At 43.9% G+C, this 15,638-nt stretch carries 7 protein-coding genes; all 7 read left to right on the forward strand.

Translation table 11 applies throughout. The features are described from left to right. Nucleotides 1-7 precede the first annotated feature (7 nt). The gene (locus NYE35_RS16690; protein WP_036677077.1) at nt 8-877 is read left to right on the forward strand and encodes a carbohydrate ABC transporter permease; all 870 of its coding nucleotides are present in this window, start codon (nt 8-10) and stop codon (nt 875-877) included. A 66-nt stretch (nt 878-943) separates the two neighbouring features. Further along, nucleotides 944-2,530: an extracellular solute-binding protein gene (locus NYE35_RS16695; RefSeq protein WP_036677074.1), complete on the forward strand. Its 1,587-nt coding sequence runs from the start codon at nt 944-946 to the stop codon at nt 2,528-2,530. Between the two features lie 288 nt (nt 2,531-2,818). After that, nucleotides 2,819-4,558: a sensor histidine kinase gene (locus NYE35_RS16700; RefSeq protein ID WP_341121695.1), complete on the forward strand. Its 1,740-nt coding sequence runs from the start codon at nt 2,819-2,821 to the stop codon at nt 4,556-4,558. Then, a complete protein-coding gene (locus NYE35_RS16705) occupies nt 4,558-6,180 on the forward strand; it encodes a response regulator (protein ID WP_076099127.1) in 1,623 nt (540 codons plus the stop codon). The genes NYE35_RS16700 and NYE35_RS16705 overlap by 1 nt, the downstream gene beginning before the upstream one ends. A gap of 84 nt (nt 6,181-6,264) precedes the next feature. Beyond that, nucleotides 6,265-8,496, forward strand: coding sequence for an FAD-dependent oxidoreductase (locus NYE35_RS16710; protein WP_076099126.1), 2,232 nt, complete (start codon nt 6,265-6,267; stop codon nt 8,494-8,496). A gap of 17 nt (nt 8,497-8,513) precedes the next feature. Beyond that, entirely contained in the window at nt 8,514-9,722 is a 1,209-nt protein-coding gene (locus NYE35_RS16715; protein ID WP_076099125.1) for an SGNH/GDSL hydrolase family protein, read from the forward strand. Between the two features lie 296 nt (nt 9,723-10,018). Then, nucleotides 10,019-15,625, forward strand: a complete 5,607-nt coding sequence (locus NYE35_RS16720) for a golvesin C-terminal-like domain-containing protein (protein WP_341121697.1) — start codon at nt 10,019-10,021, stop codon at nt 15,623-15,625. The last annotated feature ends 13 nt before the right edge of the window (nt 15,626-15,638 follow it).

Here is a 15,638-nt window from a genome sequence, read left to right on the forward strand (position 1 = left end):
TATCAAAATGATCAATTTGACAATCGGAGAAAAGGTCTGGCAAGCATTCGTTTATTTTATTCTTATTTTGCTAGCTCTACTTTGCTTACTACCCTTTCTATATGTTGTTGCTGTTTCAGTAACGCCAGAATCGGAAGTGCTAAGAAGAGGAATTGTTATTATACCAGAAACCTTTACCTTTCTAGCCTATAAAGAAGTATTTATTTCTCATGGTATTGGGCAGGCGTATAAAATTACATTGTTTCGAACGATTGTGGGCACTGCTCTCAATGTGTTCTTTACGGTAATCGCGGCATATCCGTTATCCAAAAAATATTTGCCGGGTCGCAGCCCATTTTTACTATTCATTGTCTTTACGATGATGTTTGGGGGAGGATTAATTCCGACTTATTTACTAGTCCGCTCTCTGGGATTGCTAAACAGCCCGTGGGTATTGATTATTCCAAATCTCATTAGTGCATTTAATCTGGTGATCATTAAAGGCTTTTTCGAGCAATTGCCTGCTGAAATCGAGGAATCAGCGAGGGTAGACGGTGCAAGTGAACTTCAGTCGCTATGGCGGATCATCTTACCTCTGTCCTTGCCCGTCCTATCCACAATTTCTTTATTTTACGCAGTCGGGCATTGGAACAGTTACTTCGATGCTATTGTTTATATCAATGATTCCAACTTAATGCCGCTTCAAGTGATCTTGCGCAACATCCTGCTTAACGTCGCAACACAAAGTGCTGATTCGCTTGCCAATACCGGAGCTGTTAGTACGTTCGCTATACAAATGGCAGCAGTTGTCGTGACTACAGTTCCGATTTTGATCGTTTACCCATTTATGCAAAAGCATTTTACCAAAGGTGTGCTCTTGGGATCGGTTAAAGGTTAAAAAGATATTCCAACCTGAGTTGTTACGGGGAAACCGTGATAATATAGAAGCAAAGGAGAGGTCATTATGCAACGTAAAGCGATTACATTTGCTATTCTGACAGCAATGGTCGGTGTGGGAACAGTATTGTCAGGCTGTGGGGAACAAAAAGAGGTTACATCGACAGCTTCGGGTAATTCACAAGGCCAGTCTAGTCCCTTTGAAACCAAATTGAAAATTTCGATGTTTAACCAAGGAACTTTCAATGCTGCTGCTCCGATTCCTCCCCGTGAAGAAGATATCCAACGCCAAATGTTGGAGAAAGCAGTAAATATCGACTTGGAAATGATGATTCCTCAATCAGGGCAAGCAACGACTAAATTAAATACGCTCATTGCTGGCGGAGATATTCCAGATTTGATCTTCTTAAAGAGCCGGGCTGATCTTGCACAATATTATGACCAGGGCGTTCTTGCGGATTTGACACCGTATCTGGATCAATTTCCTGAATTGCAGAAACGTTTTAGCAACGACTCCTGGGAGGCGATGTCCTATCAGGGAAAAACCATTGGGGTTCCAGGTTATGATAACGTAAACGGTATTAGTCGAAGCTTCTTTATCCGTAATGATTGGCTGAAAAAGCTGAATATGGAAGTGCCAACAACACCCGACGAGCTATTTGAAGTTATGAAAGCCTTTACAGAAAAAGACCCGGACGGCAATGGCAAAAATGATACGTACGGATTCATAGGCGGTATGAATAAAGAAGGTAATCTGCAAACCTACGGCTTCGATAGTTTGATGTGGATGTTTGGTGTCAATCCTCCCTCAGCCATTGATGTGAAAGACAATGAACCAGTGTTCCTGTTTACCGACCCAAAAATGAAAGAAGCACTCGCTTATATCAATAAAATGATGGAAGCTAAAGTTGTAGATCCAGACTGGGTGACGATGAATACTCCCGATTTATTGGACCAAAAGTTATTTAAGGGTAAAGTTGGCTTCATGATAAGGGATGCCCGCAGGCTGGAACCAGATTATCAGCAAAAAATGAAAGAAATCAGTGGAGAGGTGCCGGAATGGATCGTTATTCCTCCAATGACAGGTCCTTATGGTGATCAAATTGTAGAGAGAAAATCGTTCCAAGGCAATTCATGGGCCATATCCAAGAAAGCGGATAAGGACAAAATCATTCGGATCTTGTCCATGCTGAATTATCTCTTTACGGACAAAGAAGCTTATCCGAATTTTGCATACGGAATTAAAGGGATTCATTGGGATTTGGTAGACGGCAAGATCAAAAATAAAACCTCCGAATTATCTAAGGAAATGAAAGAAAAGTACTTATGGGTCGATCATTATAGAATGCCGCGTCGTGGTGATGATGCTGAGTACTTCAGCTTCCAGAATCCTAAGACGGCAGAAGCTTTTGAGAACAATCAGAAATACGTGGCGGCTACGTTGCCCGGGAATTTATTGACTGAAGACCCGAACGATTCATTGGCAGCTGACCGCCAACGTTACATTAATGAAAGCTTGGTCAAATTTATGACTGGCAAAGAGCCTCTTTCGAACTGGGACAATTTCCTCAATACATTGGAAACTAAGTTTGACATGCAGAAGTATAAAGACTCAGTAATCAAGCAATTTAAAGAAGCAGGCTTAATCAAGTAAATCAAGTAGAAACGGCTTCGCCGTCCTTTTAAAGGGCGGTACCGTTTCAGCGAGAAAGATAAGGAACATTTATGCGCGAAGCATATAAATTCTTATCTTTTAAACGAAGAGAGCGGCTATAATTAGCCCCTCTCTTTATTGAAATATAAGAAAGTATAAGTTTTACTTTATACTTTATCCTTCTATTTTTCGAAGAAACGCTTATCGTCCTTAAAAAGGACGCCGAAGGCGTTTCTTCTTATCATATGCTATTATTTGTTTATTACAGATTTAAAAGGAAGATGATCGATGCGAAGAAGAATCAGCTTGCCTTTAAAACTATTTTTTATCGTGTTTGCATTTGTATTAAGCTGCATAATCTTGATAAGTCAATTGTCTTATCGCTATGTCCAAAAGGAAATAAGAACCTCTGACATTTATTACACCAACCAAATACTTGATAAGATTGATCAGTATTTCACAGTTAATTTTTCCTCCTTCCAGACGATGCTGTTCTCGGTCGAGTCATCGGTGAAAGCCAACATTGACAATCCGGACGTGATTAAAAAGCAATTAAGAGAGCTGTATGAACTCAACAGTAATTACGTCAGTAATATTTATTTGATCAAAAGCGATTTATCCATTCTAGGCGGAAGTACACCTACCCGAATATTTGATGAACCTTTAGCTGAAAGAGAACCATTGTTTGAGGCAGCTGACAAGAACAGAAGGATTACATTTGTCAGTGATCCTTACAAATCTAAATATTCCGGCTGGACAGTTACGATGGTCCGATATCTGAACAGTGCTCCGTTTCCTATGGCCATTGCGGTAGACTTAGATCTAAATGCCATTGAAGAAACCTTGTTCAAGATTAATAAAAAAGAACAAATGAATTTGGCTCTAATCACCGCATCGGGAAAAATCATTGCCGGGTTTTCGGAAAATAAAGGCCCCCTGAATGTTCAAGATCATACTTTTTCAATCGGTGAAACGTCAGCGGAACAAATTCTGGATACTACAGAAACAAACCTTCAACTGCACACCAAGGAGGGGATTCAGGTCTCCCTTCTGAAAAAACCGACTGAAAAATTTAACTGGACCATCATCTCAATCAACGATGAATCACGCCTAAAAGCTGCTTTATCCAGATTGGAAACCTATTATATCGAGCTTCTAGCTGCAGGTTTTCTCTTAAGTCTGTTCGTTTCCTTCTTTATTGCCAAATATATTAGGAACCCGCTCTATGCACTCAAAACAAAAATGAAGCGGGTGGAGCAAGGCTCCCTCACAACTACAATATCGATTAACCGAAACGATGAGTTTGGAGATCTCTCCCGAGCATTCGATCGTATGCTGCAGCAAATTGTGGAACTGATTCGGGGAGCAGAGCTTCATAATGAACTTGAACGCAAGCTGGAAATTCAAGTACTGCAGTCTCAAATAAACCCTCATTTTCTGTATAACACGCTTGGTTCTATCAGCAATGTCATACGACTCGGACAAATAGAGAAAGTAGATGTGGTGATTGAGTCTCTTATTTCAATATTGGAATATGGGATAGCCGACGCTTCGGAGAAGGTATCACTGCGTCAGGAATTGCAAAATGTATCGGACTATATCGCGATCCAGAACATCCGCTATAACAGAAACTTCCACTTAATCGAAAATATCGAAGCAGGGCTAATAGATTTTTCGGTTTTTAGAATGCTGCTGCAGCCCCTTGTGGAGAATAGTATCTTCCATGGTTATAACGGTGGGGGGATCGAAGGCCCTATTACTATTCATGCGTACAGGGAGGGCGGCAATGTCATCATAGAAGTAGTTGATCAGGGCGAGGGAATTCCAACTGATAAAATAAAGCATATTTTAATTTCAGAACCGGGGGATGTGGAATTGAAAAGAAAAAGAATCGGGTTAAACAATATTCATGACCGAATCAGACTTCACTACGGAGAACAATTCGGGCTCCAAATCATAAGCATACCTAAGGAAATAACCCGGGTTCGCGCCTTATTCCCAGCAGGCTTGTTTAAAGGAGATGCATGATGATGAGAGACTACACCTGCTTCATTGTTGACGATGAAGATCTAATCATTCAGAGATTGGAATTGTTTTTTCACGAGCTCTCCCTTAGGGATAGGCGATTTCATTTAGTGGGAAAAGCGAATAATGGGCTGAAGGGGTTAGAGGAGATCGTAAAGCTTAAGCCGGATATCGTAATATCTGATATCGTCATGCCGCGAATGGATGGGATTTCCATGATTGAGCAGCTAAAGCCAAAGCTTCCCCATACCCAATTCATTCTTTTGACCGCTTATTCATCCTTTGAATACGCCCAGAGAGCTATTCAAGCCAACGTATTGGAGTACATTGTTAAGGTTCCGCTCAGGGACGCGGATTTGGATCGAGCTTTAGATAAGGCAGCCGGGATTTTAAATGAGGTAAAGAAAAAAGAAGCGGAATTTCAATCGTTAAACGTATCCGTGCTTGAAAATAAATATAGAGTCCGCAAGCAATTTTTTAACGAGCTTATCAGAGGCGAAATTCCTTCTCATCGGGCATCGGATTTTGCCAATCGCATGCAGTTCCATTTTTTTCAAGCCAACTATCGCTGCTTCATTGTCGAAATGAATATGTATGAAAGTTTCCGAAACGATTATTCAGCGTCTGATCAAAACATCTTGCGGTATGCGATTACAAATATAATCGAAGAAACGGTGATGAATGGCGGCAGTGGTGTAGCTGCGGATCTATCCGATAATCGTTTTATTGGCTTTCTTTCCTGGGAAAATAATCGTAGTGATCTGGAAACGGAATATGATTGCCAGACACTGGGGGGGCAGATCGTCTCCCATTTGCATCAATATTTGAATCAAAGGGTATCTGTCGCTTTTGGAGGTCAGCACCGAGGCTGGGAATCCATCAAACAAGCTTACACGGAAGCACAAAATGTGAGTGATGATTTCTATTATCATACAGAGAAAGTAGTAAAAACACCCATGCATCGGTTCCATTACCATAATGACAGAAAAGAAGAATTTCAGCAGAAACTGGCTGATTTTCTTGCTGGGGTGAAAAGAAAGGTTTCCAAGGAAGAGCTGGAGAAAGCGTTTGCTGATCTGAACCAATTTGTTACGGACCATAAAATCCATAAGTCCATCATGGCGCCTATGCTACGAGACTTGTACAGAGACATTATTGTGAAGTTTAAATCGGGGAACAAGTTGGCCACGGAAGTAGCAGAGTTTCCCATAGAATTTTTAGCTTTTCGGGAGCAGCTTGCCTATATTGGCGACTTTACCTTCGAATATGTACACGCTGGCCAACTTTTACATCGTATAGAAATCATGAGTGCTATGCGGTTTATAGAGAAAAACCTGAAACAGCGATTAACGCTCGAGGCGATTGCCGAGGAAGTGAATTTAGCTCCATCGTATTTTAGCAGCTTATTCAAAAAAACAATGAACGAGGGCGTTATCAGCTACATCAATCGTAAAAAAATCCAATTAGCTCTCGAGCTGTTAAATGTTCAGGATTATTCTATATTGGAATTGTGCGAGGAAGTAGGAATTGTGAATGAAGGTTATTTTTGCAAATTATTTAAAGAATATACGGGTGATACTCCTAAGCAATATCGGATAAAAATGACACGGTATGAATCCAATTAAGGTTGCAAAAAATGTGTGATTTTTTCGCGAAATCATGTAAAAAAAAAGGGAGCAAAAGGATTACCATGATAGAAGGATCTAATCATGGAGGTTATCAAAATGGAGCTTATTAAAGCAGATGTAACCGTCGTCGGCGGAGGTATTGCTGGGATATGCGCTGCCATTGCTGCCGCACGCCAAGGGCTGCAAGTGTCACTTATTAATGATCGACCGGTTCTTGGGGGAAATGCGAGCAGCGAGGTCAGGGTTCATATCAACGGGTCGGCATATCTCGGAAACAGTCCATCCTATTATGCACGCGAAGGAGGGTTGGTGGAAGAACTCAAGTTGAAGATTTTCCACTATAATCCGTTATACAACAAGAAGCTGATGCTTTCGCTTTCGGATACGGTCTTGTTGGATATGGTCTATGCTGAGCCTAACATTTCTCTATTTCTGAATACATGCGTGCATGAAACGGGCATGGAGAACGGCAGAATTAAATGGGTGGAGGGCCTTCAATTGGCTTCCGAAAGGAAATTTCGTTTTGAAAGCCGAACCTATATCGATTGCTCCGGAGATGGAGTTGTCGGATATCAGGCAGGTGCTCTCTTCCGATGGGGGAGAGAAGCGAAACATGAATACAAGGAAGAATTGGCTCCTGAAGTGGCGGACCATTACACCATGGGCGATACGATCCTGTTTCAAGCCCGTGACGTAGGATATTCCGTTCCATACAAAAGACCTGGCTTTGCGTATGATATTACGAAATTGGCCTTTTTCGATAGTATCAGAAAAGGCTTGAACCATCGGGCTTTTCCAAGAAAAATCAACGGGCTTGGCGGATTGTGGTGGCTGGAATACGGCGGACATATGGATATTATCAAAAATAATGAAGACATCGCGTTGGAACTGCGGAAATTGGTGTACGGGATTTGGGATTATCTCAAAAATAGCGGTGAATTTGATGATGTAGACAATCTCATCTTGGATTATGTATGCCCGATCCCGGGAAAGAGGGAGTCGAGGAGGTTTATTGGGGATCACATGTTGTCTCAGAACGATCTCACAGCAAAGCCGCATTTCGAAGATGCTGTATCCGTCGGTGGATGGTATATGGATTTACATGCTAATAAGGGTATCTACGATGAGGGGCCGGCTACAGCTTGGAATTTCGTGCCCGGATTGTACAATATCCCTTTCCGCAGTTTATATTCACGAAATATTCCTAATCTCTTGTTCGCTGGTCGCAATATAAGTGCTACCCATGTGGCTTTCGGATCTACAAGGGTTATGGCAACCTGCGGTTGTATGGGGCAGGCGGTTGGAACAGCTGCTTCTTTGTGCTCGAAATATGAGGTAGACCCCGCGGCCATAGTCGAAGCTCATATGGGGGAGCTGCAGGCGCTACTGCTTCGAGACGGGCAAACCATTGTAGGCCTTCAAGAAGAATTGGATCCTTACTTCGCTGACGGATTAACTATTCGTGCCTCGTCTCAGCGCAGTTATGACAATCTTCATCCAACCGAAGAGATTTCCTTGGAGAAAGGGTTATGTTTGGTCTTGCCGATTCAGACATCCGTGGCTGAAAGCGTACGGATCAAAATTAAAAATAGGTCCAAGCATTCGGAAACTCTACATGTGAAGCTGTTTGGCGGGGAACGGAAGGAAAATTACATTCCAACCAGCGAGTTGAGAGACTACCACTTGGTTATTACAGCCGGTCATGACGACTGGATTACGCTAGACTTGGACTGCAAGAAACCGGCTGACGACAAAATCTACATCATATTGGAGGGCACGGCGAGCATTGCCATATACGGTAATGAAGAGAAATTGACAGGTGCGGTCAGCTTCCATTATAGGCCGGAAGAGCCGTCCAGGCTGAAGAAATTCAATAAGAGCATTTGCTTTAAGGACCTGATGCCAGCTCAGAATATGTATAGTCCTGAGAATGTTGTCAATGGCTACTCCAGACCTTATGGCCAACCGAACGGCTGGATTTCTGAACATTCGAAAGGACAGGAATGGTTGGAATTCTGTTTTACAAGCCCCAAAAATCTGGACGAAATCCATCTTGTTTTTAATTCGCAGCTGGATTTGGAGCATTTCAACGATCCGATCGAGTCCCTTATTCAAGATTATGATATGACCTTGACCTTAGAAGACGGAACCGATAGGACAATCATAACTCGTGGGAATTATCTCACCTTGAATAAACATAAGGTGGATGAGAAACGTGTATCCCGAATCCGGATTAATTTCTGCGCAACTTATGGTTCGCCTTATTTCGAAGTGTTTGCTGTAAAATTGTTTGCTCCTAAAATCGATAAATGAGGTCAGGTGAAGTCACGATGAAGGAATTATTCCCTCGTAAAGGGCTCCCCAATATAATTCAAAAATTGGAAAATGGGGATACCGTAACAATCGTCTATTTCGGCGGCAGTAATACACGTTCTGAAGGCTACAGGGTCATGACGGCGGATTGGCTTCGTAAGCAATATCCTAAGGCGGATATCCGCTCTGTGAATGCAGGCATTGATGGGACAGGATCGGATTTGGGCTGTGCCCGTTTGGAGACAGATGTACTGCGTCATCGGCCTGATCTAGTATTTGTTGAATTTGTCGGTAACGATGGCGGAGATCCCGAATCCAAGGCGCGTATCGAAGGGATTGTCCGTCAGATCCGCAAGCGGAACCGGTTTACCGATATCCTGTTCGTTTATACGCTGAAGGAGCGGGATGTGGCCTTATTTCAGTCTGGGGAATACCAGAAGGGGGCTATAATGCAAGAGGAAGTGGCCGACTATTACGGCATTCCTTCGATTCATCTAGGCGTAGAGGTCAGTCACTTGGTGTCGGAGGGAAAACTCGTTTTTACCTCAAGGGAAGACGTGTCCATTTCCGGAGCCGTTGTTTTTACGCATGATTCGATCCATCCGACTATTCCTGAAGGACACCAGATTTACACGGATACGATCACCCGGTCATTTGAGAAAATTAGAGAACTTCAAGATCATCCGGGAAGGTCAGTACATCACTTACCTCAGAATCCGTTGGTTCCGGCTAATCCTTGGGAGTATGCGACCATGCTGTCACTGGATAGTCTTACCGATTTTTCCGCAGGATGGTCTTACATGACTCCGGATGATTGTGCTTTAGTGCGCGAGTACAATTGGTTGTTCCCCGGCCTATGGCGAGCAGTCGATCCTGGAGAGGCTATCACGGTGCAGTTCGAGGGAACCCATATCGGATTATTCGATATCGGGGGGCCTGATTCTGGCAGATTGAAGGTGTCGGTGGATGGTGGAGAACCCTTTATTGTCGATCGATTCACACTACACAACGATCATAATCGTAATCAGTATGTATTCTTGCCAGAGCTCCCGAATGGGAAACATACAGTTCGCTTCGAAGTCGATACCGAAAAGACAGACAAAGCGGCTGTGTTTGAGGCATGCGGAAATGAACGAAGTATTGAGCATGTTCGGCAGCATCCAGATTGGTATGATCAAACGGTGATCCAGCTTGGGAAGTTGTTATTGGTGCAGCCGCCATTATAATTAATCTAAAGGTTTTATCCAATTGAAAGACCTATTTTATACTGACTGCAGTTGAGCGGCCAGTTATGATGTAGGTCTCTTTTTTAAAGGAAGACAAAGTCGTTTCTTCTTGCTTAAAATCTTATAAGAAATTCTTGAAATCAAAGAAATTTCACAGTTCTGTGACATGCTATGATAAAAACGACGGAGCGGGATTAGCCAGAAGGATACGGCTGATCGCTTCTTTATGATCTTCGAACAAAGGAGGGTTTTATTATTTTGAAAGCGTTATCAACTTAAGGGAGGCTGTGAGTTGTATGATAAAAAGGAAGCTGTTTTTCTTAATCGTTTTCATCGTGACGATATTAGTTCCTTTCAGCCTAGACGGAATAAGGACCGCTTATGCAGAGACCTTACCGTATAAGACGATTATCATCGATGACGGGAGCATCACGATCAATGATGTTGTGACACCTGATGTGGGTAACGAGAACAACGGATATTTGGCACCGAATTGGACCACAAGTACAGGGGTGAAGGGGTATGATAACTCCAGTTCCAAATATACGAGTACAGCAGGCAGAACGATATCATGGAATCCACGATTGGAAGCGGGAACGGCGAGAATTTCGTTATACAAGCTTAACTGGGAAGATAAAGCAGATAGCAATGTAAAAATTGAAATCGTCCACAATGGAACGACGGATGTTCTTTTTATGGATTTGAGACCTTCATTTGGCGCTTCTGTGGGATGGGTTGATTTGGGAGAGTACTATTTTTCCGGAGTGGGTAACGAATTCGTTAGATTAACTCGGTCTACCAGCACAACCAGCACGATACTTACTCGTGCAGATGCGGTCAAGTTCGAAGGTAATATTCAGCAAAAAGAACCTCATAAGACGATCATCATTGATGATGGAAGCATCACGATTGATGATGTCGTCACCACTGATGTAAATAACGCAAATAACGGATTCTCCGCTCCTGATTGGACTACAAGTACGGGAGTGAAGGGATATAATTATTCCAGTTCCAAATTTACCGATGCAGTAGGAAGAAGCATCACATGGAATCCGCGATTAGAAGCAGGGACGGCGAAAATTTCATTCAACAAGCTTGATTGGGCGGACAAAGCAGACAGTAATGTTAAAATCGAAATTGTTCACAATGGGATTACGGATGTCATGTTTATGGATCTGAGACCCTCGTCGGGACCATCGGCCGGATGGGTTGATTTGGGGTCATATTATTTCAGTGGTGATGATAGCGAATTTGTCAGACTGACTCGAACACAACCTACGACCGGAAAGATCATTACGCGAGCCGATGCGGTCAAATTTGAAGGGAATATCCGGCAGCAGGCTCCCCCGTTGCCTCCGCTGCGCAGCCGTACATTGGCGAATCTCAGTTACACGGAAAAAGGCAGCATCGAGAATGACGGCTATAAAGCAACCTTCTATGAAGCAGCTTGGGATGGTGGCAAATCCATCGTTCGTGATTTGTTCTACAAGGACGCGGATACGGAGAACTGGGTACCTGTCAATAATGTATCAGAAAGACTTGAAGAACAATGGGTCTTATTGGATGGGAATGCGGGGAGTCGTACCAATTACTACGATACGATGAACAAACACTGGATTACATTCGACGAGATCGACTTCCCCGACAGCCACACGGCGATATTAACCGATTCATCACATGAAAGCGATTACGATTTACAAGTGAACTGGTCTATGTCAGGGGACAAACCTGATGTTTCCTTCGCCTTTACACCTCGCAGGGATGGCAATTATGTAATCGGTTATCAGTCCTTCACAACAGAGCAAATCTCAGGTGTCAATGAAGTGTTAAATGGTTTCAGATCACACGCCAAAATGGTAGGTTCAGTGGAATCAACAAGCTTAAGGGAACTGAGCGCTCCGATGAGTCTGGTTGAGAAGAATGACGGTTCGGGGAATCCATTGACGTATGGGGTATTTGTACCGTCGGATGAGCTTCTGGTTGAATTTGAACCGACGGGAGGTGTTACGAAGCAAAGGCTCGGCATGAGCCTTGTCAACAACGAAGGCAGCGTGCAGCCAATCTTGTATGCTCCTCAATTAGGGACCTATTCGCAAATGAACGCAGAAAGCACTTATCAATTTCATATGGGACTAATCGCTCAAAAAAGTAATTTGTATGAGTCCTACGCGGATATTCTTCGCAAAGAGTACGGTTATTCTGCATACCGTGAGAATGTATCAGATCAGTCGCTTACTGACGCGATGTTCAATATGATCGATTTACTTAAGATAGAGCCGCAAGGAGATGACTCTGTTGATTATGTCCCGTCACCCAGCGGGTGGTGGAGCCGTGCCAAGGGCTTCATTGACATCGAAAACGAGGATAGCGTTCGAACAAGCTCGAATGCGGTTCTTTTGGGGGCTTACTATTTGACTGGGGATGACCAGCTTTACGATACGAGAGCATTGCCGTCCGTCCAGTATGGCTTATCGCGAAATGGCATAGGTTGGTCGCCGACGCAGAAGCCAGTATACGGTGTGCCGTCATTATGGAAAATGGCAACCTTGCCGTTTGATTTTTCAAGCGTAGCCGCTGTCAATCAGATGATGGGTACTTCGGCAGGAATTGGGGCGCTAGCACAGGAAGAGTACCTCGTGCGTGATCCTGACCAGAAAGACCGCGGTCCTGTCATTCAGCCCCTGATGATGTATCGTATGACGGGAGATGCGCATTATTTACAGGCTGCCAAGGATGCAGCCGACAGCTATATCATGCAGCATATTGATACGCCTGCATCTGTTAATGTGAGTAAAAATGAGTTCATTTATTATTATAGCAAGCTGTGGATGGAGATCTTGGAGCTTTACGAGGAAACTCAGGATCCCAAATACTTGAATGCTGCTTATAAGGAAGCCAAACGGTATGCAACGATGTTCGTTGCTCGTCCGGTTCCTGAAGGTGCCGTTACGATTCCGCAGCCTGAGACGTATAATTACGCGGAGTCGTTCCATTGGCCGGAAAGTGGTAAATATCAATATCCTCGGATCAAGCTCCCAGAAGATGTAGCCGGAGGCGTACAAGCGGATAGTGAGCTTGTTTCTCCCAATGGATTGACGTTTGAAGCGGGAAGTACAACTGGCTATTATCGGATGAATGCTCAGGAAGCTCCATTCATGCTGAGATTGTCGCTCTATACAGGTGATAAACTGCTGCAGGATATTGCTCATAATGCGGTTATTGGTCGGTATTCCAGTTATCCAGGTTATTACTATAAGGGCTTCGCCGTTAGCCAACTTGAACCAGAGTTTCCTCTGGAAGGCCCAAGCGGGGCTACATCTATCTATTATCACCATATACCGGGACAACTCGGGCAAACTATGGATTATTTGATCAGCGAACAATCGTTGAAATCGAATGGTAGTATTACATTCCCTACTGTATTTGAAACTAATTTTTTATGGTTCAAATATCACCTCTATGGAAATAAACCAGGTCATTTTTACGGTAATTCCGACGTTTGGCTCTGGATGCCCAAGGGGATTATTAAGACCAACCATCCTCAATTGAACTGGATAACGGGAGAGAGCGGGAATAAATTCTACATCGGGTTAAGCAACGAATCGTCAGCTGAAGTCCAGACTCCTATCGAATTGAATGCGCAAATCATTGGGTTCAACCCGGCACAAGATTATACCGTAACCATCATCCGCGACAATGGCACACCAGAGCAAACGGTTATGAGTGGCGGAATCATTCAAGCCACGGTTTCAAGCAAGGGAATAACCGCTATCATTGTAGAAGGACTCAACATTGATGTGCCGCTGCACCAGGTCAGAACTGCTGATACATCGGAGGCAAGCTATTTCTTCGATATCCACAGCCCTATAGATGCGGTTAAAGGTATGCTGATCGTCAAGCCCGACGAAACGGCCTATGATGCTTATGTGCAGGCAAAAACGACAAAACCAGCGACGATCCATTATTCCTTGGATGGCGGGGCGACGTATACGACGATTCCAGATACGATTTATCCGATGGAATGGTCGATACGGGTAAACGATTTATCCCAAACCTTCACTTATTATGTGGAATCGGACGGGAAACAGACTCGCAAGCGGACACTCTATTTGCCTGATCAGGTACAAGAAACTCCGGTTCAACCGGATTGGCAGAAGGGTTCATCGATCATTGTGGATAATACGGAGGCGGAGACAGAAGGCGTCTGGATACGGGATACAACCGCTAACGACTATTACTATGATAACTATGTGTACGCCAAATCGGCTGCCGGCACAGCGACAAGCAGAATTAAATGGCAGCCTGAGCTGCCGGAAAGTGTTACTTACAGTGTGTATTACAAGCTTCCGCAAATAACCGCTACAAGTGAAAATTGGGCAACGAATGCCTCATTTACCGTTTATTATAGTGGAGGCTCCGAGACGGTTACCGTTGATGAGACAACGGCCAATGGGACTTGGGTGCACCTGGGAGATTATCCTTTTGCAGCAGGCTATAGCGGATATGTCGAGTTAACCAATAAGGCCAACAAGTCACGGGTAGTTGCCGATGCGATGATGTGGGTCGATCCAAAAAGTATGCCGCAATTGGAGTCTGTGGTGATCCTGTCGGATCGGAGTGAACTGCAAATGACTCAAACCGCACAACTAAGCGTGACCGGCTATTTGGATAACGGTCTGATTGGTGATCTATCACAGGCAAATGTGCAATATTTCGTTGATCGAACCGATCTGGCTGAAGTGGACAGTAGCGGTATGTTGACCCTTCTAAGTCTCGACGGAGAAACGGATCATATTGAGGTATGGGCCACTGTAACGATTGACGGGGTGACCTTAACAACGCCGTCTTTGACAATTGCGATCAGGGACTTAACGGTTATTGTCGACAGCACGAATACGACTGGGTTATACACGACAGAAGGATCTTGGAGCCAAAGCAATTTAGCCGGATACAAAATTGGGGTTAAGTCCCGTTACTCTACCGTGCAAGGATCATCAGCGACGTGGAAAGGCCAGTTCCCAGAGGGGAAATATACGGTCTCCATCTACAAGCTCGTCCATACGACGGCAAACGATAATTATGTCAAAGTAGAAGTGAAGCATCAGTCGGTTACCGAGGTCACGTATATTGATGCAACCGTCGGCTCCTCAGGTTGGGTTAATCTAGGAACGTTCGACTTTACTGGAGACGGCAGCGAGTATGTTCGTCTAACCAGGGTTACTCCGACAACGGTAGATCCGCCAACTCTACCTGCCGATATGATTTATACGAGGGCTGATGCAGTCAAGTTCGAACGGCATTCCGTTAGCCCGGAATTGCTTGCAAATGGGGTGCCAGGTAAACCGGCACTTTCGAATAATAGCGGTGTTGCCACAGGCATAAATGATGGCAATTACGAAGTTACGATGAATATGTGGTGGGGAAACAATGGCTCACTGTATAAGTTGTACGAGAATGGCCAATTGATCCAAACGAAGTCACTGGCCGATGTTTCGCCTGCTGCCCAGACTTCCATTATTCCTATTCAAGGAAAGCCGAATGGAACCTATGTGTATACATGTGAGTTATCGAATTTGTATGGAACGACTTCATGTGATCCACACACCGTCACCGTGACTGAGGCGAATCCCGGCAAACCTGTGTTGTCTAGTGACAACTGGGATCAAGATGGGGACTATAACATTACTGCTAATATGTGGTGGGGCACGAACGCAGCACAATATCGATTATATGAAAATGGCGAACTCATTGAAACGCAATCTTTATCTTCACAAACACCAAGTGCTCAATCGGCCATTACACAAATCTCAGGGAAAACTCCTGGCATTTATCAATATCACTGTGAGTTTATGAATGGAAGTGGAACTACGGAAAGTGATACTATACAGATTATTGTAAAATAAACCTATGAGCTGA

Origin of the sequence: Paenibacillus sp. FSL L8-0494 (genome assembly GCF_038003695.1) — a bacterium.
Taxonomy (GTDB): domain Bacteria; phylum Bacillota; class Bacilli; order Paenibacillales; family Paenibacillaceae; genus Paenibacillus_AQ; species Paenibacillus_AQ odorifer.

Excerpts from the sequence above, each read along its gene's own strand:
- NYE35_RS16695 (WP_036677074.1), top strand. The coding sequence starts at position 944 with ATGCAACGTAAAGCGATTACATTTGCTATTCTGACAGCAATGGTCGGT.
- NYE35_RS16715 (WP_076099125.1), top strand. The coding sequence starts at position 8,514 with ATGAAGGAATTATTCCCTCGTAAAGGGCTCCCCAATATAATTCAAAAA.
- NYE35_RS16720 (WP_341121697.1), top strand. The coding sequence starts at position 10,019 with ATGATAAAAAGGAAGCTGTTTTTCTTAATCGTTTTCATCGTGACGATA.
- NYE35_RS16690 (WP_036677077.1), top strand. The coding sequence starts at position 8 with ATGATCAATTTGACAATCGGAGAAAAGGTCTGGCAAGCATTCGTTTAT.
- NYE35_RS16705 (WP_076099127.1), top strand. The coding sequence starts at position 4,558 with ATGATGAGAGACTACACCTGCTTCATTGTTGACGATGAAGATCTAATC.
- NYE35_RS16710 (WP_076099126.1), top strand. The coding sequence starts at position 6,265 with ATGGAGGTTATCAAAATGGAGCTTATTAAAGCAGATGTAACCGTCGTC.
- NYE35_RS16700 (WP_341121695.1), top strand. The coding sequence starts at position 2,819 with ATGCGAAGAAGAATCAGCTTGCCTTTAAAACTATTTTTTATCGTGTTT.